The sequence below is a fragment of the Telluria sp. Soil_C_11 genome, from assembly GCF_057657395.1.
Window position 1 is genome coordinate 152285 of the sequence record NZ_JBDGIN010000004.1, and the last position, 21390, is coordinate 173674.

The 21390-nt window shown below is 66.7% G+C and carries 23 protein-coding genes; 13 read left to right on the plus strand and 10 right to left on the minus strand.

Features of this window, described 5'->3' with window-relative positions; genetic code table 11:
* Positions 1–23: 23 nt before the first annotated feature.
* From AC3A6M_RS08695 to AC3A6M_RS08705, 3 genes are all read right to left on the minus strand, one after another.
* On the minus strand, positions 24–659 hold the full coding sequence (locus AC3A6M_RS08695) for a LysE family transporter (protein ID WP_487852324.1): 636 nt from the start codon (positions 657–659) through the stop codon (positions 24–26).
* Positions 660–754: 95 nt separating this feature from the next.
* The gene (locus AC3A6M_RS08700) at positions 755–1039 is read right to left on the minus strand and encodes an HU family DNA-binding protein (RefSeq protein WP_047826169.1); all 285 of its coding nucleotides are present in this window, start codon (positions 1037–1039) and stop codon (positions 755–757) included.
* Positions 1040–1159: 120 nt separating this feature from the next.
* Positions 1160–1387, minus strand: coding sequence for a BrnA antitoxin family protein (locus AC3A6M_RS08705; RefSeq protein ID WP_487852325.1), 228 nt, complete (start codon positions 1385–1387; stop codon positions 1160–1162).
* 195 nt (positions 1388–1582) lie between these two features.
* Between AC3A6M_RS08705 and AC3A6M_RS08710 the strand changes: the two genes are divergently transcribed.
* Entirely contained in the window at positions 1583–2515 is a 933-nt protein-coding gene (locus tag AC3A6M_RS08710) for a DUF808 domain-containing protein (RefSeq protein ID WP_487852326.1), read from the plus strand.
* A 55-nt stretch (positions 2516–2570) separates the two neighbouring features.
* On the opposite strand, the gene AC3A6M_RS08715 is transcribed toward AC3A6M_RS08710, so the two are convergent.
* Positions 2571–3038, minus strand: coding sequence for a hypothetical protein (locus tag AC3A6M_RS08715; RefSeq protein WP_487852327.1), 468 nt, complete (start codon positions 3036–3038; stop codon positions 2571–2573).
* A gap of 45 nt (positions 3039–3083) precedes the next feature.
* Between AC3A6M_RS08715 and AC3A6M_RS08720 the strand changes: the two genes are divergently transcribed.
* The 3 genes from AC3A6M_RS08720 (at position 3084) to AC3A6M_RS08730 (ending at position 6254) form a co-directional block, all read left to right on the plus strand.
* Entirely contained in the window at positions 3084–4421 is a 1338-nt protein-coding gene (locus AC3A6M_RS08720; protein WP_487852328.1) for an SDR family oxidoreductase, read from the plus strand.
* Entirely contained in the window at positions 4421–4885 is a 465-nt protein-coding gene (locus tag AC3A6M_RS08725) for a DUF2269 family protein (RefSeq protein ID WP_487852329.1), read from the plus strand. Before AC3A6M_RS08720 ends, AC3A6M_RS08725 begins: the two co-directional genes overlap by 1 nt.
* Before the next feature lie 352 nt (positions 4886–5237).
* Entirely contained in the window at positions 5238–6254 is a 1017-nt protein-coding gene (locus tag AC3A6M_RS08730; RefSeq protein WP_487852330.1) for a zinc-dependent alcohol dehydrogenase family protein, read from the plus strand.
* 33 nt (positions 6255–6287) lie between these two features.
* Here AC3A6M_RS08730 and AC3A6M_RS08735 read toward each other — a convergent pair whose 3' ends face one another.
* Positions 6288–7064: a glutaminyl-peptide cyclotransferase gene (locus AC3A6M_RS08735; protein WP_487852331.1), complete on the minus strand. Its 777-nt coding sequence runs from the start codon at positions 7062–7064 to the stop codon at positions 6288–6290.
* An 88-nt stretch (positions 7065–7152) separates the two neighbouring features.
* Between AC3A6M_RS08735 and AC3A6M_RS08740 the strand changes: the two genes are divergently transcribed.
* Positions 7153–7578, plus strand: coding sequence for a DUF7684 family protein (locus tag AC3A6M_RS08740; RefSeq protein WP_487852332.1), 426 nt, complete (start codon positions 7153–7155; stop codon positions 7576–7578).
* A 54-nt stretch (positions 7579–7632) separates the two neighbouring features.
* On the plus strand, positions 7633–8661 hold the full coding sequence (locus AC3A6M_RS08745; protein ID WP_487852333.1) for an XdhC family protein: 1029 nt from the start codon (positions 7633–7635) through the stop codon (positions 8659–8661).
* 26 nt (positions 8662–8687) lie between these two features.
* Here the strand turns inward: AC3A6M_RS08745 and AC3A6M_RS08750 are convergent, their stop codons facing one another.
* The gene (locus tag AC3A6M_RS08750; RefSeq protein WP_487852334.1) at positions 8688–9269 is read right to left on the minus strand and encodes a LysE/ArgO family amino acid transporter; all 582 of its coding nucleotides are present in this window, start codon (positions 9267–9269) and stop codon (positions 8688–8690) included.
* Positions 9270–9407: 138 nt separating this feature from the next.
* Between AC3A6M_RS08750 and AC3A6M_RS08755 the strand changes: the two genes are divergently transcribed.
* Positions 9408–10298 (plus strand): LysR family transcriptional regulator ArgP, encoded by an 891-nt coding sequence (locus tag AC3A6M_RS08755; RefSeq protein WP_487852335.1) that lies wholly within the window; start codon positions 9408–9410, stop codon positions 10296–10298.
* Here the strand turns inward: AC3A6M_RS08755 and AC3A6M_RS08760 are convergent.
* The gene (locus AC3A6M_RS08760) at positions 10226–10690 is read right to left on the minus strand and encodes a hypothetical protein (RefSeq protein ID WP_487852336.1); all 465 of its coding nucleotides are present in this window, start codon (positions 10688–10690) and stop codon (positions 10226–10228) included. The two genes, AC3A6M_RS08755 and AC3A6M_RS08760, sit on opposite strands and share 73 nt — an antisense overlap.
* A 75-nt stretch (positions 10691–10765) precedes the next feature.
* Between AC3A6M_RS08760 and AC3A6M_RS08765 the strand changes: the two genes are divergently transcribed.
* Both AC3A6M_RS08765 and AC3A6M_RS08770 read left to right on the plus strand, forming a co-directional pair.
* Positions 10766–11125, plus strand: a complete 360-nt coding sequence (locus AC3A6M_RS08765) for a MerR family transcriptional regulator (protein ID WP_487852337.1) — start codon at positions 10766–10768, stop codon at positions 11123–11125.
* Positions 11126–11221: 96 nt separating this feature from the next.
* Entirely contained in the window at positions 11222–11890 is a 669-nt protein-coding gene (locus AC3A6M_RS08770) for a beta/gamma crystallin family protein (protein WP_487852338.1), read from the plus strand.
* A 24-nt stretch (positions 11891–11914) separates the two neighbouring features.
* Here the strand turns inward: AC3A6M_RS08770 and tssK are convergent, their stop codons facing one another.
* On the minus strand, positions 11915–13261 hold the full coding sequence (tssK, locus tag AC3A6M_RS08775) for a type VI secretion system baseplate subunit TssK (protein ID WP_487852339.1): 1347 nt from the start codon (positions 13259–13261) through the stop codon (positions 11915–11917).
* A 174-nt stretch (positions 13262–13435) separates the two neighbouring features.
* Between tssK and tssE the strand changes: the two genes are divergently transcribed.
* Genes tssE through tssG form a run of 3 tightly spaced genes read left to right on the plus strand, consistent with a single transcriptional unit; the run spans position 13436 to position 16792 of the window.
* Positions 13436–13939 carry a type VI secretion system baseplate subunit TssE gene (tssE, locus tag AC3A6M_RS08780; protein ID WP_487852340.1) on the plus strand — a complete coding sequence of 168 codons (504 nt, stop codon included), beginning with the start codon at positions 13436–13438 and terminating at the stop codon, positions 13937–13939.
* A 1-nt stretch (position 13940) separates the two neighbouring features.
* A complete protein-coding gene (gene tssF, locus AC3A6M_RS08785) occupies positions 13941–15782 on the plus strand; it encodes a type VI secretion system baseplate subunit TssF (protein ID WP_487852341.1) in 1842 nt (613 codons plus the stop codon).
* A complete protein-coding gene (gene tssG, locus AC3A6M_RS08790; protein WP_487852342.1) occupies positions 15746–16792 on the plus strand; it encodes a type VI secretion system baseplate subunit TssG in 1047 nt (348 codons plus the stop codon). The genes tssF and tssG overlap by 37 nt, the downstream gene beginning before the upstream one ends.
* On the opposite strand, the gene AC3A6M_RS08795 is transcribed toward tssG, so the two are convergent.
* Both AC3A6M_RS08795 and AC3A6M_RS08800 read right to left on the minus strand, forming a co-directional pair.
* The gene (locus AC3A6M_RS08795; RefSeq protein WP_487852343.1) at positions 16771–17439 is read right to left on the minus strand and encodes an MOSC domain-containing protein; all 669 of its coding nucleotides are present in this window, start codon (positions 17437–17439) and stop codon (positions 16771–16773) included. The genes tssG and AC3A6M_RS08795 overlap by 22 nt on opposite strands.
* Positions 17440–17572: 133 nt before the next feature.
* Positions 17573–19804, minus strand: a complete 2232-nt coding sequence (locus tag AC3A6M_RS08800) for an NADP-dependent isocitrate dehydrogenase (RefSeq protein WP_487852344.1) — start codon at positions 19802–19804, stop codon at positions 17573–17575.
* A 330-nt stretch (positions 19805–20134) separates the two neighbouring features.
* Between AC3A6M_RS08800 and AC3A6M_RS08805 the strand changes: the two genes are divergently transcribed.
* Positions 20135–21382 (plus strand): PQQ-dependent sugar dehydrogenase, encoded by a 1248-nt coding sequence (locus tag AC3A6M_RS08805; protein WP_487852345.1) that lies wholly within the window; start codon positions 20135–20137, stop codon positions 21380–21382.
* Positions 21383–21390: the final 8 nt, after the last annotated feature.

The window sequence follows — 21390 nt, forward strand, 5'->3', positions numbered from 1 at the left end:
GAAATAGTTATTTCTACAATGACTCAGGTATGGCTGCGCTTGACCAGGAACAGCAGGCAGCCCATCGCCATCAGCACCCCGCCGAAGAAGCGGTTCTGCATCTTGACCGCGCGCTCGTCGCGGAAGAAGCGCTGCATCGACGAGGCGAGCAAGGCGTAGCCGTGCATCACGGTGGTGTCGATGGCCACCATGGTGACGCCGAGGATCGCCAGCTGCAGCAGCATCGAGCCTTCCTTGGAGATGAACTGGGGCAGCACCGCGACCATGAAGATGATCCCTTTCGGGTTGGTGGCGTTGGTGAGGAAACCGGTCAACACGCGGCGGCCGAACGAGGGATGGGCTTCCAGGCCGGCGGTCGGCACGCCGCTCGCCCTGGCTTCCGAACGCCACTGGCCGATGCCGAGCCAGATCAGGTACAGGGCGCCGGCGATCTTCACCGCAGTGAACACGGTATCCGAGGCCAGCACCAGCGAACCGACGCCGGCGCCGGCGATGACCAGCACCAGCATCAGGCCCAGCTGCAATCCCAGCACGGTGGCGCTGGCCTTCTTCAGCCCGTAGGCCAGGCCGTGCGACATCGACAGCACGGCGCCCGAGCCGGGCGAAATGGCGATCAGGACGCCGGCGATGACGAACGCGATCCAGGTGGAGAAAGGCATGCTGGGAAACCGGTAGGGAAGGGAGGAGATGCGTAAAACGGGCTGGGCACGCAGCGGCCGGCATGACGCCGGGCTGCGGCCCGCCGGGGGACAGCTTACTTCTTCTTCGGGTTGACGGCAGCCTTCAGGGTGGCGCCGGCAGCGAAGCGCGGGGTCTTCGACGCAGCGATCTTGATCACTTCGCCGGTTGCCGGGTTGCGGCCTTTGCGGGCAGCGCGCTTGGTGACCGAGAACGTGCCGAAGCCGGTGATACCGACCGTGTCGCCCTTCTTCAGGCGCTCGGTGATGATGTCGATGATGGTGTTCACTGCCTCGTTGGCAGCGGCACCGGACAGCTCGGTACGCTTCGCAAATTCAGCGATCAGTTCGCCTTTTTTCATAAATCCTCCGGGTTGAAAGAGCCGGAAGATTAGCATAATTAATTGCCATATGTAATCTCTTCGACAGGACGTACGCTGGCCGTACGCCCTGTCGTGGCGGGCTTCCTGCGTTTTGCAGGGTCAGGCGGGCGCGAACGGAGCCTCCTGCACAGCCAGTCGGGTGCGCAGGGCGGCGTTGATCAGGGTCTGGTAGCCGGTGCCGGTGCGCTCGGCGCGCGAGCGGAACTCGTCCAGCACCTCGTCGTCGAGGTAGATCGTGATGCGGGTCTTGCGCTTCGGCGGGCGGGCGCGGCGGCGCGGCGCGACCGGCAGATCGAGGTTGGTGAAATTGGCAAGGGTGGTGGTCATGGCATCTCCTTCGTCGGCAAGGCTGCTGCACCGCAGCCAATGTTGTCACTATACGTATGGCGCGGGGACGGCTCCGCCGGAAAGCGACGAGATGCAGATTTTCGGGGTTGAAACGCAAATAACGCGCCTGAACCGTGTGAAGAACTTGTGAAGCCTCGGTTAAGATGTGGCCATCTTGATATTGGGAGTGGAACAATGGCTGCAGGCAGTTTGCTGGCGTTAATCGACGATATTGCGAGCGTTCTCGACGATGTCGCCCTGATGAGCAAAGTCGCAGCCAAGAAGACCGCCGGGGTGCTGGGCGACGACCTGGCCCTGAACGCCCAGCAGGTTACCGGAGTGAGCGCCGACCGCGAACTGCCGGTGGTGTGGTCGGTGGCGCTGGGCTCGCTGAAGAACAAGGCGATCCTGGTGCCGGCCGCACTGGCGATCTCGGCCTTCCTGCCGCAGGCGATCACGCCGCTGCTGATGCTGGGCGGCGCCTACCTCTGCTTCGAGGGCTTCGAGAAGCTGGCCCACAAATTCCTGCACAGCCCGGCCGAGGATGCCGCCCACGAGGAGGAACTGGCACAGGCGCTGGCCTCCAACGCCGACATGTGCGAAGTCGAAAAGGAGAAGATCAAGGGCGCGGTGCGCACCGACTTCATCCTGTCGGCGGAAATCATCGTGATCGCGCTGGGCGTGGTCAACGAGCAGGGCGCGGCCTTCGGCGCCCAGGTCGCCGCCCTGGTCGCGGTGGCGATCGTCATGACGGTCGGGGTCTACGGCATCGTGGCCGGCATCGTCAAGATCGACGACCTCGGCCTGTATTTGAGCCGCAAGACCGGCAGTGCCGCGCGCGCGATCGGCAACCTGCTGCTGGCGGCCGCGCCGCGGCTGATGAAGTCGCTGTCGGTGATCGGCACCGTCGCCATGTTCATGGTCGGCGGCGGCATCATCGGCCATGCCTTCGAACCGCTGCACCACCTGGCGGAAAGCGCGGCCCACGCCGTCGCCGGGGTGCCGGTGCTGGGGGGCCTGCTGGCGGCCGTGACGCCGACCCTGATCGACGCCGTGGCCGGCGTGATCGTCGGCGGGCTCGTGCTGCTGGCGGTGACGCTGGTGCAGCGCCTGCGCGGGAAAAAATAGAACGGCGTTTACTCTTCCACCACCTTTTTCCCATCTCGCTTACACTGGCACCGCATCAGCTGCGCCGGCTCAGCATCGCCCCCAGCGCCAGCCCGACCCCGAACGCGCCGTAGACCACCGCCAGCGCCGGACGCGACAGGTGCTTTTCGTAGCCGGGCTTCAGGCGGTCCGGCGTGAGCTGGTAGTCGGTGAAGCAGGCCACGGCCGATGCCGCGGTGCCGGCACCCAGCGTGAGCGCCGGGTTCTTGCGGTCGAGCAGTCCGCCGCACAGGCGCTCGAAGATCACCGACCAGAACATGGCGCTGCCATGGTGGATCAGGTAGCCGGGCAGGGTGTAGCGCGCCGACGGGCGGTAATGGAGCGCCGCCTTGTCGCCCCAGATCCAGTGGCTGACGGCGTTGGTCGGAGCGTAGGCGCTGCCCGCTTCACGCCTGCCGAAGGCCGCCAGCGCCGCGGTCGACAGCAGGCTGGAGGTGACGCCGCCGACCAGGCCGCGCTGCAATGCAGTTTTCCATGGTTCCATATTTCCATGGTTCCATATCATCCTCGATGCTGGAAAGGAGAGTGAATGCGGATTTTGCTGACAGGAGCAAGCGGATTCATCGGGCAACACCTGCTGCACGCGCTGCTGGCCGAAGGCCACGAGGTCGTCTGCGCGGTGCGCCGGCCGCATCACAGCCCCATTCGAAACAGCAACGATCCACGCCTGTCCTTCATCCACGCCGACTTCACCAACGATACCGATAAATCCGTCTGGCTGGCGCGCCTTACCGGCATCGACGCGGTGATCAACGCGGTCGGCATCTTCCGCGAAAGCGGTGCGCAAACCTTCGAGAAATTGCACGTGCAAACGCCGCGCGCGCTGTTCGCGGCCTGCGCCGAATCCGGGGACGTGCACATGGTCGTGCAACTGTCCGCGCTCGGTGCGGATGACCATGCCGACACCGCCTACCACCTGTCGAAGAAGGCGGCCGACGACTACCTGGCCGCGTTGCCGGTGCGCGCCGCCATCGTCCAGCCCTCGCTGGTGTACGGCAGCGACGGCGCCAGCGCGCGCGTGTTCAAGGCGCTGGCCTCGATGCCCTTCGCCGTGCGCTTCGGCGACGCGCCCCAGCTGGTGCAGCCGGTCCACGTCGAGGATGTCGTCGCCGCCATCGTCGCGCTGCTGCGCCGGCGCCTGCATGTCGACCAGGGCGACGCGCCGCCAGCCCGCATGGCGGGCGGCACCGTGCAACGCGTCCCTCTGGTGGGGCCGCAGGCACTGTCCTTCACCGACTACCTGGCGGCCCTGCGTGCGTCGATGGACATGGGACGCCTGCGCGTGCTGCGCCTGCCGCCAGGCCTGGCGCGCGGGCTGGCGCGCTTCGGCCGCTGGCTGCCGGGCGGCCTGCTCGATCCGGAAGCCCTGCGCATGCTGGATCGCGGCAACAGCGGCGACCCCGGCCCGCTGTTGCGCCTGCTGGGACGGCCGGCGCGCCCGATCGCGTCCTTCGTGCTGGAGCCGCGCGCCGAACGCGCGCGCGCAAAGCTCGACTGGCTGCTGCCCATCCTGCGCATCGGCATCGCGCTGGTATGGATCGTCACCGCCATCGTCTCCGCCTTCGTGTATCCGGTGGCGGACAGCTACGCACTGCTGGCGCGCACCGGCATCCCCGAAGGGCTGCGGCCCCTGATGCTGTACGGCGCCGCGGCCTGCGACATGCTGCTGGGCCTGGGCATCCTGTTCCTGAAACAAAGGCGCTGGCTATGGCTGGCACAATTGGGGCTGATCGGCTTTTATACGGTGGTGATCGCGTGGAAGCTGCCCGAGTTCCTGGTCCACCCCTACGGGCCGCTGACCAAGAACCTGCCGATGCTGGCGGCGATCTGGCTGTTGTACCAGCTTGAAGATGAGGAGAGGAGGTGATGGATTATGTCGTCGTGAAATGGCTGCACATCCTGTCGTCGACCTTCCTGTTCGGCACCGGGATCGGGTCGGCCTGGTACATGCTGTTCGCGAACGTCAGCCGCGACGTGCGCGCGATCGCCGTGGTCAGCAGGTACGTGGTCATCGCCGACTGGCTGTTCACGGCCACCACCGCGGTCCTGCAGCCGGCCACCGGCTACTACATGATGCGACTGGCCGGCTATCCCTTCTCCAGCCGCTGGATCATGTGGTCGGTCGCGCTGTACGTCATGGCCGGCGCCTGCTGGCTGCCGGTGGTGTGGCTGCAGATGCGCCTGCGCGACCTCGCGGCCGAGGCGGCGCGCAATGGCACCGAACTGCCGCCGCTGTACTGGAAATATTTCAAGACCTGGGTTGTGCTGGGCGTGCCGGCCTTCATCGCCTTCGTCTTCATTTTCTGGTTCATGGTCAGCAAGCCGGTCTAGGCTGCGCCGCCGGCGCAGGTTTTTGGGTATGTTGGTTCATCCATTTCATTGACAGGACGGAGGAACCCATGCGAAAAATGATCATGATGGCCATCGCCGGCTTTCTGCTGAAAAAAGTGCAGTCGCGTTTCATGAAGCAGACGTATCACGCGAATCCGGTGCGGCGCTATTGACGGCGCCGGCGCTCTGCAAGGCCCGTTCCTGATGCCAGGACGGGCTTTTTTTCATCTGGACGCTGGCGCAGGGGCGTGCCGACCGTGCGCCAGGCCACTGATCATTGGAGCCACAATGATGTCCCGGCCGGGCGGGCACGGTGGCCCGCAGGCGCAACACCGATGGACGGAGGGCAACGATGCGGGCTTACCAGATTCTCCCCGGCGATGGCATCGACGGGCTGCAGTGCGTGGATTTTCCTGCCCGTGAGCTGGGCACCGGCGAAGTGCGGGTGCGCGTGCATGCGGTGTCGCTGAATTACCGGGACCTGATGGTTGCGAGCGGCAATTACCTGGTCAACGTCGACGACCCGATCATCCCCTGCTCGGACGGCGCCGGCGAAGTGCTGGGGGTGGGCGCGGGCGTGAGCCGGGTGCAGGTGGGCGACCGCGTGGCCGCCTCCTTCTTCCCGTACTGGCAGGACGGCCCGACCGGACCGGACAAGATCCGCCACGCGCTGGGCGGCGACATCGACGGCATGCTGGCCGAACAGGTCGTGCTGTCGGAGGAAGCGCTGGTCAAGCTCCCGCCGGGAATGAGCTTCGTCGACGCCTCCACCATGCCCTGCGCCGGCGTGACCGCCTGGAATGCGATCTTCGAATCCAGCAATGGCATCCGCCCGGGCGACACGGTGCTGCTGCTGGGTACGGGCGGCGTGTCCGTGCTGGGCCTGCAGCTGGCCAGGGCGGCCGGCCTGCGCACCATCATCACCTCGTCCAGCGACGAAAAACTGCAGCGCGCAAGGGAATTGGGGGCGCATCACACGGTCAACTACCGCACCTTCCCCGAATGGCAGGAAGAAGTGCTGCGCCTGACGCATGGCGCCGGCGCCCACGTGGTGCTGGAAGTGGGCGGGCAGGGCACGGTGAACCGCTCGGTGGCGTCGACCGCGATGGGCGGCAGCGTCGCCATCATCGGCGGCGTCAGCGGCTTCGGCGGCGAGGTCAACCCGGCCACCCTGCTGGCCGGCGCCAAGCGCATGGTCGGCATCTTCGTCGGCAGCCGCACCATGCTGGAACAGGTGCTGCGCTTCGCCGACACGGCCGGCCTGCAGCCGGTGGTCGACCGCGTCTTCACCTTCGACCAGGCGCGCGAGGCGTATCGGCACATGGAATCGGGCTCGCACTTCGGCAAGGTGGTGATCGCCGTCGGGTAGGGTGGGCACGCCGTGCCCACGCGTGACAGCTGCTCAGCGCCGGATCTGAACCAATTCAATTTCGAACAGCTTCGGCCACAGCTTGCCGGTCACGTACAGGCGATGGTGCTTGCCGTCCCAGGCGATGCCGTTCAATACGGCGTCGGGCGAGCTGGTACCGCGCTGGGCCGGCGGCAGCAGGTTGGTGAGATCGATCCAGCCGACCACGTTGCCGCTGGCCGGGTCGATGCGCGCGATCACGTCCGTGCCCCAGACGTTGGCGTAGATCTCGCCCTCGACCACTTCCAGTTCGTTGAGCTGGGAGATCGGCTTGCCCTCGGCCGTCACGCGGATGCGGCGCCGTTCTTCCAGCGTCTTCGGATCGAGGATGCGGATCTCGGCGCTGCCGTCGCTCATGTAGACGTTCTTCGCGTCGCTGGCCAGGCCCCAGCCCTCTCCCTTGTAGTTGAAGCGGCCCTTCAGCGCGAAGGTCTTGGCGTCGTAGATGAAGCCGACGTTCGACTGCCAGGTCAGGTTGACGATGGTGTCGCCCACCGGGGTCGAGCCTTCGCCGAAGTATTCGTCGGCCAGCGCCTTCTTCTGCAGCACCTTGCCGGTCCTGAGGTCGACCTTGCGCATCGTGGATTGCCCTTTCTGGCCGGTGCTTTCGTACAGCTGGCCATCCTTGATGAACAGGCCCTGGGTGAACGCCTGCGGGTCGTGCGGATAGGTGTTCTTGACCACGAAGCCGTAGACCGGGATGGCGGCCTGGGCGAAGCTGGCGCCCGCGAGGGCGGCGGCGGCGAGTACGATCGGTACGAATTTCTTCAAGATGACTCCTGGTGCGGTGACGGCATAGTATGCCAGCAACGCGCCGCCGGCGGCACCGGACGACAGCGGATGTTAAGCTGGCGCCATCATGCAAAAGAAGATCCTGACTTACCTGCAGCTGCCGCCCGGCAGCGAACCGCCCGCGCTCGACCACCTGGCGCCTTTCCTCGCCATCGTGCTGAGCGAAGAAGAATCCCCCGAACTGTGGCAGGCGGACATCGCCCGCTGGCTGGTGGCGTCCGGCTGCCGCTATGTGCTGGCCTGGGGCAGGGATTGCGCGGCCTGGCAGGAGATGGTGGACGATGCCGGCCTGGAAGCCTTCGATTACGAGGACATTCCCGAAGAAGACCGCGTGATGACGACCCGGCACGAGGACGAAGAGCGCGAGGAAGTGTTCTGGTTCGCCAAGCACCGCGCTTCGCACCCCAGCCACGGCTTCAAGGCCACCGTCATCCTCGATATCTCGGCGGCCGGCCGCAAGGACGAGATCGAAGCGGAATATGCGGATGCCTGATTTGCGCTAGCATGCGCTCTGCAACCGCTTGATATCGCTGTAAAAAGGAATCGTATGGACAGTATCGACCTCGAAGTGCTGCACGCCAGCGCGCAATGGATCCGCGATGGTTTCCTTTGCGAGTACGTGACCGTGGTGCGCACCTGGGGCTCGAGCCCGCGGCCGGAAGGCGCGACCATGGCGATCCGCTCCGACGGCCTGGTGGTCGGCTCCGTCTCCGGCGGCTGTATCGAGGACGACCTGATCGCAGCGGTGCGCGAGAAGGGCATCACGCGCACCAGGCCGGAAGTCGTCACCTACGGCATCTCGGCCGACGAGGCGCACCGCTTTGGCCTGCCCTGCGGCGGCACGATCCAGCTGGTCGTGGAGCCGCTGGGCCCGCATAGCCGCATGGAAGAACTGCTGGCGCGCGCCCAGCGCCGCGAGCTGACCCGCCGCACGCTCGACCTGGGCAGCGGCGCAGTCACGCTGTCCGCGGCGGCGCCCGAAGACCAGCTGTGCATGGCCGATGGCGCCCTGGTCACCGTGCACGGCCCGCGCCTGCGCATGCTGGTCATCGGCGCCGGCCAGCTGTCGCAATTCCTGGCCCAGATCGCGGTCGGGCTGGAGTACCAGGTCACGGTGTGCGACCCGCGCGAGGAATACCGCGGCAGCTGGAGCCTGCCGGGCGTGGACGTGGTGCACGCGATGCCGGACGACGTCGTCCTCGACATGAAGCTCGACAGCCGCAGCGCCGTGATCGCGCTGACCCACGACCCGAAGCTCGACGACCTCGCCCTGATGGAAGCGCTGAAAACGGACGCCTTCTACGTCGGCGCGATCGGCTCGCGCGTCAACAATGCGCGGCGCCGCGAGCGCCTGCGCGAATTCGACCTGAGCGAAGAACAGATCGCCAGGCTGCATGGTCCGATCGGCATCTACATCGGCAGCAAGACGCCGTACGAGATCGCGGTGTCGATCCTGGCCGAACTGACGGCGGTGAAGAACGGGGTCGCGCTGCCGGCCCAGATGTCGGTGGAAGGCGGCAAGACGCTGGCCGCCAACGTGCCCGCTAATCCGCTCACCCCGCCACTCGCCGCCTGATTTTTTACCGCACCGTCGTCACCGGTTCAGGCTTCCTTCACCAGCAGCACGGCCAGCACCAGCATCGTCGTGCCCGTGAACCCTTCGATCGCCCGCCACACCGCCGGACGGCCCAGCACGAAGGCGCAGCGGCGCGCCAGCAGGCCGAGGGTGCAGAACCACAGCAGCGAGGCCGTCATCGCGCCCGCCGCGAAGGCGCTGCGATGACCGGCCGCCAGGCTGCCGCCGACCGCGCCCAGCAGCACCACGGTGTCGAGGTAGACGTGCGGGTTGAGCAGCGACATCGCCAGCACGGTCAACAAGGCGCGCCGCCGGCTGGCTTGTCCGGCTTGCCCGGTCGCCGGCGTGACGGCGCCGCCGCGCCAGGCGCTGGCCCAGCAGCGCAGTCCATACCACAGCAGGAAGGCTGCGCCGCCGTAGCGTGCCGCCGCCAGCAGCCAGGCCGAGGAATCGACCAGCTTGCCCAGTCCCGCCATGCCGAGCGCGATCAGGGTGACGTCGACCAGCACGCAGGCCGCCACCGTCAGGCCGACATGGCGGCCGCTGACCCCGGTACGGATCACGTGCGCGTTCTGGGCGCCGATCGGCATGATCAGGCTCGCGCCCATGCCTAGTCCCTGTAGAAATACCTGCTGCGAAAACATGTGCTTGCTTCCTTGATGCGTGAATGCGCCAAGGATCGCTGCCCGGCGGCCAATCTTCAATTACATTAACGAAATCTAAGCCATCATAAATTTCGCTAACCCATGAAGATCGATCCGCGCCGCAGCGAAGCCTTCCTGGCCGCCGTCGACAGCGGCAGCCTGGAAGCGGCCGCGCACCAGCTGAACATCACGCCCTCGGCCGTGTCCCAGCGCATTTCCGCGCTCGAGCACGACCTCGGCACGCCGCTGCTGGTCCGTACCCGCCCCTGCCGCCCGACGGCGCCCGGCATGCGCCTGCTGCAATTCCTGCGCCGCCGCGCCCTGCTGGAAGCCGAGTTCCTGGCCGAAGTGGAAAACGACGAGCTGCCGGTGCGGGTTCCGCTGGCCGTCAACAACGACACCCTCGCGACCTGGCTGCTGCCGGTGCTGGCGCCGGTGCTGGCCGAGGAACAATTGCTGGTCGAATTCGTGCTGGACGACCAGTGGCACACGTTCACCCTGCTGGAACAGGGCCGCGCCCTGGCCTGCATCTCCGGCGAACCGGAACCGATGCGCGGCTGCACGGTGACGCCGCTGGGCATCATGCGCTACCGGCTGGTGGCATCGAAGGCGTTCGCCCGCCGCTGGTTCCCCGACGGTTTTACGCGCGAGGCCGCCAGGAAGGCGCCGGTCGTCGTGTTCGACCGCAAGGATTCCCTGCAGGCGGCCTTCCTGCTGCAGCATTTCGGCTTGCCGGAAGGTGCGTATCCCTTCCACTACGTGCCGGCCAGCGATCCGTTCGCCGATGCGATCCGGCTCGGCCTGGGTTACGGCATGCTGCCGCTGGAACAGTGCGCGGCGCTGCTGGAGGCCGGCCAGCTGGTCGACCTGACCCCGCACCTGCACATGGATGTGTCCCTGCACTGGCACGCGTGGCGGATTCAGCCGCCGAGGCTGGAACGCATGGGCGCGGCGCTGGTGAAGGGGGCGCGGGCGGTGCTGTTGCCATCCTGAGCAGGCCTGGCGACCGGCAGCCATTGCGCCACGCCCCAGGCGAATTCGGGCACCACGAACAGCCACAGCAGCGGGGCACCGGTGGCGCCCAGCGTCCAGCCCATCCACAGCGCGAACAGGAAGCGGGCAGTGCCGTCGTAGCGTCCCAGCCGCATGTCCGTCGCGCGCAGGCGCAGCACGCTCCAGACCAGCACTATGCTGCCCATCATGCAGGCGAACAGCACGTGGAAGGAAGAAAACGCCGGCAGGGCGGCTCCGCCCAGCGCCTGGTTGACGGCCGACAGCTGGGCGTGCGCCAGCGCGAACGTCCAGGGTGTGGCAAAAGGTGCGCTGAGCAGCAGGTCGTACCACGCGCTGGCGCGGACGATGTTGAGGTAGGTAGATAGCTTCATGATGGCTCCGATGAGGTGAGCAGTCATCATCAACCGTGGAGTACACTCCAGGGTCAAGCCTTTCCATCGTTGCCTATGAAAATCGGAGAACTGGCGTCTGCCACCGGCCTGAGCCGGGATACCCTGCGCTTCTACGAAAAGCGCGGCCTGCTGCAGCCCCGGCGCCGCGGCAACGGCTACCGCGACTACCCGCCCGAAGCCGTGCAATGGCTGTGCTACCTGCGCAGCGCCCAGCAGCTCGGCTTCACCCTGGCCGAGATCGAGGCCGGCATGCCGCTGCTGGCCTCGCCCGGGGATGCCGCGCATGCGCTGCGCGAGGCGCTGCGCCAGAAGCTGGCCGACATCGATGCCCGCATCGCCGCCCTGGGCAAGTTGCGGGCCGAGCTGGCGCAAGAACTGGAAGACCCCGGCGCTGCCTGTCCGCTGCGCCAGTAGGATTTTGTTACAAGGCCATGTCCGCGTGCTACGCTTCTGCCGCGTTAGATACGCAGGCGCCCAGCATAGGCGCGTGGACCCATCGATGGAGAAGACATGAAACGCCTGTTAGCTGCCGCCGCCGTGCTGGCGACCTTTGCCCAAGCCGCCTTTGCCGGCGAGATCACGCTGTTCACCGACAACGATTTCCGCGGCGCCCGCGTCACCATCGACCGTGACGCCTACAACCTGGCCGACATCGGCTTCAACGACCGCGCCTCCAGCCTGATCGTGCGTTCGGGCGTGTGGCAGCTGTGCGAACACAAGGACTTCGGCGGCTACTGCGCCGAATTCGGTCCCGGCGAATACCGCGAACTGCCGCGCTTCAACGACAGCATCTCGTCGGTGCGCGAAATCTCGCGGGGCGGCCGCGGCTACGACCGTGACGACCGCCGCGGCGGACCGGGCTGGCGTGGCGACCGCGACGAGCGCCGCGGCGACTGGCGCGATGGACGCGACGTACGCGGCGGCCCGCGCGGCGACGCCGTCCAGCTGTTCTCCGGCCCGCGCTTCGAAGGCCAGAACGTCAGCCTGTCCGGCGACTTCCGCTCGCTGAACGACGTCGGCTTCAACGACCGCGCCGGCTCGATCGTCATCTACGAAGGCCGCTGGGAATTCTGCGAGCATGGCGACTTCCGCGGCCAGTGCATCGTGCTCGGCCCGGGCCGCTATCCCTTCCTGGAGGGGATGAACGACCGCATCTCGTCGATGCGCCGGGTGCGCTGAGCAGCGGCGGTGCGGTGACGATGCTCAGGCCGCCACCGCCAGCAGCTCCAGCCTGAGCTCCTTCATCCCCGACGGCACGTAGATCGCGACCGACTGCGCCTGCAGCATGCGCTCGACCATCTGGCCCTTCGCGTCGAGCATGAAATAGCAGGTGTCGGGCCGTACCGGCACCGCGGCCGGCAGCTGCGGGGCGTACTGCAGGCGCACGCCGGGCAGGGCGGACAACACACATTTCTCGACGTCGTCCGGGGCCCCGACCTTGAAGCGCAGCGGCACCGTGTCGACCAGTTCGAGCGCCGGAATGTCGGCCGACACCGCGATGTAGAAGGTGGTCTTGTCGTCGATCTTGCCCGAGTCGAGCAGGCCATGGTGGTAGCAGGGCCGCACTTCGTTCAGGACGATGGCGAAGTACTTCGACGAGATGACGGTATCGAGCAGCTCGCGGATGATCTGGTGGACCTTGGCGAAGGCCGGGCCGGGATCGGCGTGCTGGTAGGGCGGCAGGTCGGACAGAAGCCAGCTTTTCGAGAAGGTCATCAGGGCGCCGGCGGTGGCGAGCAGCTGCTCGTACAGGCGCTCCGGATGCAGGTCCGGGTGGTGCAGGTAGTGCGTCAGCGCCGCGCAGGCCGTGCTGGCCGTGTGCAGCAGCCAGAACGAGGACATGTCGCCGGAGCGGAATTCGATCACGTTGCGGCTCGGTTCGCGGTGGTGGTCGTACAGGGCGCCGACCTTGGCCTGCAGCGCGTCCAGCAGCCGGCGCAGCTGCATGCACACGATCGGCGCGGCCCCCACCGACAGGCTGGGCGGCACGAAGGAGGGGTCGAGTTCGAAGCCGCCGGCCGCGGCGCGGCGCAGGCGCAGCAGCGGAAAGCAGGTGTAGGCGTCGCGCGGCTCGAAGTCGGCCACCAGGCGCACCGTCTTCTTCAGGTAGGCCAGCTGGGCGGGCGAGGCCTGGGTGTAAAGGTCGGCCGTCTCCTGGTTCGCCTGCACGAAGCGGGCCGTGTTGCCGTCCTGGCCGGGCTGGGCGAAGTTGCCGCCGAAGGGTTTCAGTCCCGGCAGGGCGACGTAATAGGTAACGGTTTGCTGGTGCGGCCGGTCGTTCAACTGGCCCAGGTCGACCGTGGGCGGCAGCGCATCCGGCCCGGGGGCGTCGACCAGTTCGCCGTCCTGGAAGCGCAGCGCCAGCGCCAGGATGCGCAGCACGTTGTTGCCGATGGCGTCGCGGTCGATCTCGAGCCGCTCGACGCCCCATGCATAGGGGTGGACGGTGGCAATGCTCTTGTGCAGGCGGTGCTCGTGGTATTGGTCTTGTTGCTGGAAATGCTGCGGACGCAGCAGCAGGCCCTCGCCCCAAAGTACCTTGCTGTTCATGGTCGCGTTTCCTCCTGTCGAGTCCACAACCATAGCTTTTTCGTGCAAGCATTTTTACGGGAACCCTGTTGTGCCTTGCTCTCGCTCAAGGTTTCAGTAGCGCCGTACGAACTGAACTGTTTTTTCGGCCCCGTTCATGTAAGACTTCCTGCTCGATCACGCGAGGGGAGTCCGATGAAGGGTTTCACGCCTGGGTTGTTCGACCGCCTGCTCGGGACGCCGGCGCGCGGCGCGTCCGGCGGCAGCGGCGCGACGCTGTCGCGGATCTCGGCCGAGGATCTCAAGGACGCGGTCGCGCGCGACCTCGAGGCCCTGCTCAACACCCGCGCCGTGATCCCGGAAGAGCTGCTCAAGGATTATCCCGAATGCAGCCGCTCGATCCTGAACTATGGCCTGAACGACTTCGCCGACCGCTCGCTGTCCAGTCCATCCGACCGCGCCCACATCTGCGCCTGCCTGGAGCAGGTCATCGCCCGCCACGAACCGCGCCTGCGCAATGTGAAGGCCTCGCTGGAAATCAGGGAAGGTGCGGTGAACCGCCTGAATTTCTCGATCACGGCGCTGCTGGTGGCAAGCAGCTCGCAGGAGCCGGTCAACTTCGACGCCGTGCTGCAGCGTTCGACCCTCCAGTACAGCATCAGCAAGGCAGGACGAACTTCCACCCCGACGGGAGCCTGAAGTGGAGCAGCTGCTGCCGTATTACGAGCGCGAGCTGGGCTACCTGCGCCGCAACCTGCGCGACTTCGCCGAACGCTATCCGAAGATCGCCGGCCGCCTGCTGATCGGCGGAGAAGTGTGCGAAGACCCGCACATCGAGCGCATGATCGAATCGTTCGCGCTGCTCAACGCGCGCATCGCCAAGCGCCTCGACGACGACTATCCCGAGTTCACCGAAGCGCTGTTCGAGGTGCTGTATCCGCACTACCTGCGGCCCTTCCCCTCGTGCTCGATCGCCCGCATGGATGTCGGCGCCGCCGCCGGGCAGCAGGCCGGCGCCAGCACGATCGCGCGCGGCACCCAGCTCACCACGCGGCCGGTGCGCGGCGCCGCCTGCACCTTCCGCACCGTCTATCCGGTCAGCGTGGCGCCGCTGGCACTCAGCGAAGCGTCGTTCAGCGCCATCATCCGCTGCCCGGAAGCCGTGCGCCTGCCGGGCGGCGCCAGCGCCGGCATCAGGCTCACCATTGCCGCCACCGGCGAACAGGCGCCGGGCCAGCTGCGGCTGCCGCGGCTGCGCGTGTTCATCGACGGCGAACCCTCGTTCTGCGCGGCGCTGCGCGATGCGCTGTTCATGCGCGGCGTCGCCGCCTGGGCCGAAGGCGACCGCAGTGGACGCTGGGTGGCGCTGGACGGGATCCCGCTGCACGCCGCCGGCTTCGACGACGACGATGCCCTGATCGAGGTCCCGGCGCGCTCCCACCCCGCCTACCGGCTGCTGACCGAATACTTCTGCTTCCCCGAGAAATTCAACTTCTTCGACATCGACCTGGCGGCGCTCGCGGCCAGCCTGCCGGCCGGGACCCGGTCGCTGACCCTGCACCTGGCCTTGTCCGGCCTGCGCGCCGATTCGAACACGGCGCGCATGCTGGAGACGCTGTCGACGCATAACCTGCTGCTCGGCTGCACCCCGGTGGTCAACCTGTTCCGCCAGAAGGGAGAGCCGATCCGCCTGACCCACGCCAGCGCCAGCTATCCGGTACTGGCCGATGCGCGCCGCGCCTTCGCCTACGAGGTGCAGTCGATCGACTCGGTCTCGCTGGTACGGCAGACGCCGCAGGGCGAAACCATCGTCGAATTCCAGCCCTTTTATTCGCTCAGGCACGCGCAGGCGCCGGAGAGCACCGGCCATTACTGGGCCATGCGGCGCGACGAGACACTGCTCGACAGGAGCCCCGGCTTCGAGACCCGGATCACGATCGTCGATGTCGACTTCGACCCGGCCGCGGTCGAGACGGACACGCTGAACCTCGAACTCACCTGCACCAACCGCGACCTGCCCTCCCAGCTTGCCTATGGCCAGGACGGCGGCGACCTGTTTCTCGAAGGCGGATCGAACGTGAAGTCGATCGCGTTCCTGCGCAAGCCGACCGCTTCCTGGCGCTTCGAGCACGGTCGCGGCACCCACTGGCGCCTGATCTCGCACCTGTCGCTGAACCACCTGTCGCTCACGACGGACGGCATCGACGCCTTTCGGGAGATGCTGGCGCTGTACGACCTGCCGCGCTCGGCCTCCTCGCAGCGCCAGATCGCCGGTGTCAATGGCATCGAACAAAAAGCCGCCAGCGCATGGCTGCCGGGGAATCCCTACACCTGCCTGGTGCGCGGGGTCGAGGTGCGCCTGACCATCGACGAGGAAGCCTTCACCGGCAGCGGCATCCACGCCTTTGCCCAGTTGATCGAACGCTTCCTGGCCCTCTACGTGCATGCCAACAGTTTTACGAAGCTGACCATCGTCTCGCACAAGAACGGAGAGGAGTTACTCGCATGTTCGCCAAGAAGCGGCGATTCGAGCCTGCTGTAATCGAGCGCCTGTTCAAGGAACCCTGGCGCTTCGAGTACTTCCAGGCGGTGCGCCTGCTCGAGCTCTGGCTGAGTCGCCATGGCCACGCCACCGCCGACCCGGTGGCGGGCATGCTGCGCTTCCGGAACTCGACCTCGCACCGCTTCCCCGCCAGCCAGCTCGAAGCCATCGAGACCGAAATGCAGGAAGGCGAAAGACTCAGGTACGTCCACCTCACGCCTGCCTTCATGGGCCTGCTGGGCTGCGCCGGCGTGCTGCCGGCCCACTACAACGAGCGCATCGCCGAACACGCGCTGCGCCACAAGGACGACGGCCCGCGCGCCTTCCTCGACACCTTCTCGAACCGCTCGCTGGCCCTGTTCTACGAAGCCTGGCGCAAATACCGGCTGCCCTTCAAGTTCCAGGCCGATGGCAGGGACAGCTTCCTGCCCCTGCTGCTCGGCCTGGCCGGCTTCGGTAGCCCCGCGCTGCGCCGGCGCCTGGCGCACGGCACGCAGGGCGCGGTGCTGGACGAATCGATCGGCTACTTCGCCGCCGCGCTGCGGCACCGGCCCGCTTCCAGCGTCCAGCTGGCGCGCGTGCTGGGCGAGTACTTCGGCCAGCCGGTGCGCGCCGAGCAGTTCGTCGGCCAGTGGTACGACGTGCCTTCGGCGCAGCAGACCACCCTCGGCAACGCCACCGCCATCCTGGGCGCGGGTGCGATGGCCGGTGTGCGCGTGTGGCAGCGCGACCTGCGCCTGCGCCTCGTGATCGGGCCGCTGGACCGCGCCGGCTTCGACGCCTTCCTGCCGGGCGGCCTGGCGGCGCGCGCGCTGCACGCGATCCTGGCCCTGTTCACCGGGGTGACGCTCGAATACGAAGTGGAACTGGTGCTGCGCGCCGCCGACGTGCGCGAGGTGTCATTGAAGGAAGGGGCCACGATCGGCCGCTTGGGCTGGGATGCCTACCTGGTCGACGGCGCCCAGGACCGCGACCGCCGCGACGTGCGCTACGAGCTGCACCCCTCGTAGCCGGCATCGCCGAACAGGCCCTGTCCATCCCAGCAGCGCCGTCCCGCTGCCGCCTGTGCGGACAGCGCCTTGCCTGCGTAGTGCGGCCCCAGTTTCGCGACCAGGCGCGGAAAAGCGCGGCAGTACACCGGCTGCACCCCGGCCAGCAGCGCCAGCTGGGCGTAGCTGACGACCATCCCGTCCGGCACCGCCTGCAGCACCCGGGCGACGCGCGCGCGCCAGTCGTCATCCCAGGCCGGCAGCATGCGGCCCAGGCCGAGGATGCGGTCGCCGGGGCGGATGGCGCCGCCGGCCAGCACCCGCGCAAGGATGCCGCGGCGGCGGCCGATCCGGCCCGACAGTCCGGCCTGGAAAGCGTCGAGATGGCCGCAGGCTTCGCACTGGAACATCAGGCGCAGCAGGACTTTTTCTCCGACCTGCAGCACGGTGCCTGAATGCAGTGCCGCGGTCTCGAAGTCGACCAGCAGGCTCTCGCCCAGCGCATGCGGGGGCAGCGCGAAATCGGCGTAGGTGGAGGCGCTGGCCAGCAGCACCTGGCGCGGCGATAAAGGATTGGCGTGGCGGTTGCCGGCCAGGCCGGCGCCGGCGATGGCGTCGATGGGTGTTGCCGGCGCCAGCACGCGGCCAAGGTCGGTGCCCGTCGTCATGAATAGGTCAGCTCAAAAACGTCAGCGCAAAAACGTCGTCCCCGCGCAGGCGGGGACCCAAGTTCTGTTCGCGTTATCGCAGCGCCAGCAAACTTGGGTCCCCGCCTGCGCGGGGACGACGGGTAAAACTAAATTAAGCGACCGAAGCCAGCGCCTGGTTGAAGGTCGCGCTCGGACGCATCACGGCTTTCACCTTGGCGTTGTCCGGCTGGTAGTAGCCGCCGATGTCGACCGGCTTGCCCTGGATTTCCAGCAGTTCCGAAACGATCTTCTGCTCGTTCTCGGCCAGGTTCCTGGCCAGCGGCGCGAAGTAGGCTGCCAGTTCGGCGTCCTCGGTCTGCGCTGCCAGTTCCTGGGCCCAGTACATCGACAGGTAGAACTGGCTGCCGCGGTTGTCGAGTTCACCGGTCTTCGGCGACGGCGACTTGCGGTTGTCCAGCAGCTTGCCGGTGGCGGCGTCCAGGGTCTTGGCCAGGATCTTGGCCTTGTTCGAACCGGTCTTGAGCCCTAAGTCTTCCAGGCTGACGGCCAGCGCCAGGAACTCGCCCAGCGAATCCCAGCGCAGGTGGTTCTCTTCGACCAGCTGCTGCACGTGCTTCGGTGCCGAGCCGCCGGCGCCGGTTTCGTACATACCGCCGCCCGCCATCAGCGGAACGATCGACAGCATCTTGGCGCTGGTGCCCAGTTCCAGGATCGGGAACAGGTCGGTCAGGTAGTCGCGCAGGATGTTGCCGGTCACCGAGATGGTGTCCAGGCCGCGGGCCACGCGCTCCAGGGTGTAACGCATCGCGCGCACCTGCGACATGATCTGGATGTCCAGGCCGGTGGTGTCGTGATCCTTCAGGTAGGTCTTGACCTTCTTGATCACTTCATTCTCGTGCGGACGGTACGGATCGAGCCAGAACACGGCCGGCATGCCGGAGTTGCGGGCGCGGGTGACGGCCAGCTTGACCCAGTCGCGGATCGGCGCGTCCTTCACCTGGCACATGCGCCAGATGTCGCCCTGCTCGACGTTCTGCGACATCAGCACTTCGCCGGTGGCGATATCGGTGATGTTGGCGACGCCGTCTTCCGGGATCTCGAAGGTCTTGTCGTGCGAACCGTATTCTTCCGCCTGCTGCGCCATCAGGCCCACGTTCGGGACGGTGCCCATGGTGCGCGGGTCGAATGCGCCGTGCCATTTGCAGAAGTTGATGATCTCCTGGTAGATACGGGCGAAGGTCGATTCCGGAATGACGGCCTTGACTTCCTTCAGGCGGCCATCGGCGCCGTACATCTTGCCGCCGGCGCGGATCATGGCCGGCATCGACGCATCGACGATCACGTCGTTCGGCGAGTGGAAGTTGGTGATGCCCTTGGCCGAGTCGACCATGGCCAGCGCCGGGCGGTGTTCCTGGCAGGCGTGGATGTCGCGGATGATCTCTTCACGCTGCGAATCCGGCAGGGTCGCGATCTTGCTGTACAGGTCGGCCATGCCGTTGTTGACGTTCACGCCCAGGCTGTCGAACAGTGCGCCGTGCTTCTCGAAGGCGTCCTTGTAGAAGGTGCGCACGCAGTGGCCGAACACGATCGGGTGCGAGACCTTCATCATGGTCGCCTTGACGTGCAGCGAGAACAGCACGCCGGTGTTCTTGGCGTCTTCGATCTGCTTCTCGTAGAACTCGAGCAGGGCCTTGCGGCTCATGAACATCGAATCGATGATTTCGCCGTCCTGCAGCGAGACTTTCGGCTTCAGCACGATGGTCTTGCCGCTCTTGGTCAGCAGTTCCATCTTGACGTCGCGGGCTTTGTCGAGGGTCATCGACTTTTCGCCGTGGTAGAAGTCGCCACCGGTCATATGCGACACGTGGGTGCGCGAGGCCGGCGACCATTCGCCCATCGAGTGCGGGTTCTTGCGTGCGTATTCCTTGACGGCCTTCGGCGCGCGGCGGTCGGAGTTACCTTCGCGCAGGACCGGGTTCACGGACGAGCCGATGCACTTGCCGTAGCGTGCCTTGATTTCTTTTTCTTCGTCGGTCTTGGGATCGGCCGGATAGTCGGGGATGTTGTAGCCCTTGCCCTGCAGTTCCTTGATGGCGTTGACCAGCTGGCCCACCGAAGCGCTGATGTTTGGCAGCTTGATGATGTTGGCGTCGGCTTCGAGGGTCTTCTTGCCCAGCTCGCTCAGGGTATCGGGGACGCGCTGTTCCGCCGTCAGGCGCTCGGGGAACTGGGCCAGGATACGGGCCGCGACCGAGATGTCGCTTTCCTGGATCTTGATACCGGCAGGCTTGGTGAAGGTGCTGACGACGGGCAGGAAGGCGTGGGTGGCCAGCAGGGGCGCCTCGTCGGTTAGGGTGTAGATGATGGTCGGATCGCTGCTCATACGCTTTTTCCTCGGTGTTCGCGAAGGTTTCGAATACTAATACTAAAAAGATATCAACTGTCTGGCTCGCGGATCACGCATGCCGTCAGGCGTCGATCCTAACCGATCTAACCCGGAGCGAGGAGCTTTTCGCCGCCCTGTGCTGCTTGCTGGGCGGCCAAGTCTTATATAAGACAGAAGACAAGCGCCATATTATGCACCGCTTTTGGGGCGGACACCACTTTTTCGCACGGCGCCGGCCGGCAGGGCCGGCAGTGTTGACGGATGCGCCATCTTTTTGCGCGCCAATCGCGCGCCGTGGGCGGCATGCTTGCGCCATGCTGCAACAACATGAGTCTGGCAACCGATGCGGAGGCTGCGATGCTGTCCAGGTACCTGCGTTTGCCCCTGCCGCTCCTGTTCGCGGGTGCGCTCGGCGTCTTGTCCGCCGCCTGCGGCGGAGGGGGAGGCGGCGCTTCCGGCACGGGCACGCCGCCGGTCCAGCAGCCGCCGCCGGCCGGCAATCCCCCTCCCGTCACACTCACCCTGGCGCTGGCGCCGTTCGCGAGCGGCCTGTCCAGCCCGACCTTCCTGGCCGCGCCGCCGGGCGATGCGCGCCAGTTCATCGTCGAGCGCGCCGGCCGCATCCTCATCATGCAGGGCGGCACGCTGCTGTCCCAGCCCTTCCTGGATATCCGGGCGCTCACCGACACCACCGGCGAAGGCGGGCTGCTGTCGATGGCCTTCGATCCCGGCTACGCCGCCAATGGCCGCTTCTACGTCTACCGCACGAATGCGAACCACGACATCGTGGTCGAGCGCTACACGGTGTCCAACGATCCGAACCGTGCCGATCCGGCATCGACCCTGACCATCCTCCAGGTCGCGCACCCCACCTACACGAACCACTTCGGCGGCCTGCTCGCCTTCGGCCCGGACGGCTACCTGTATCTCGGCACCGGCGACGGCGGCTCGGAGGGCGACCCGAACGGCAATGCGCAAAATCCGGCTTCCCTGCTGGGCAAACTGCTGCGCCTGGACGTGCGCAGCGCCAGCGCAGCCGCGCCCTACCTGGTCCCCGACACGAACCCATACCGCAACCAGGCCGGCAGCCGTCCCGAGATCTGGGCGCTCGGCCTGCGCAACCCGTGGCGCTTCGCCTTCGATGCCGGCCAGCTCTACATCGCCGACGTCGGCCAGGCCCTGCACGAGGAAATCGACCTGGAACCGGCCACGCAGGGCGGCTTGAACTATGGCTGGAACCGGATGGAAGGCAGCGCCTGCTACCCGGCGCAGACCTGCGACAAGACCGGCCTGGCGCTGCCGGTGCTCGACTACGGGCACGACGGCGGCGCCTGCTCGATCACCGGCGGCTATGTGTACCGCGGCGCGGCCATTCCCGAACTGGCCGGGCGCTACTTCTATTCCGACTACTGCGCCGGCTTCCTGCGCAGTTTCCTGGCAGCCGGGCGCAGCGCCACCGAGCAGCGCGAGTGGGGCGTCGCCAAGGTCGGCCAGGTCGTCTCCTTCGGCCAGGACGGCCAGGGCGAGCTGTATGTGATTGGCTCGGGCGGCATCTGGAAGATCGTCAGGGCGTGACAATTGGT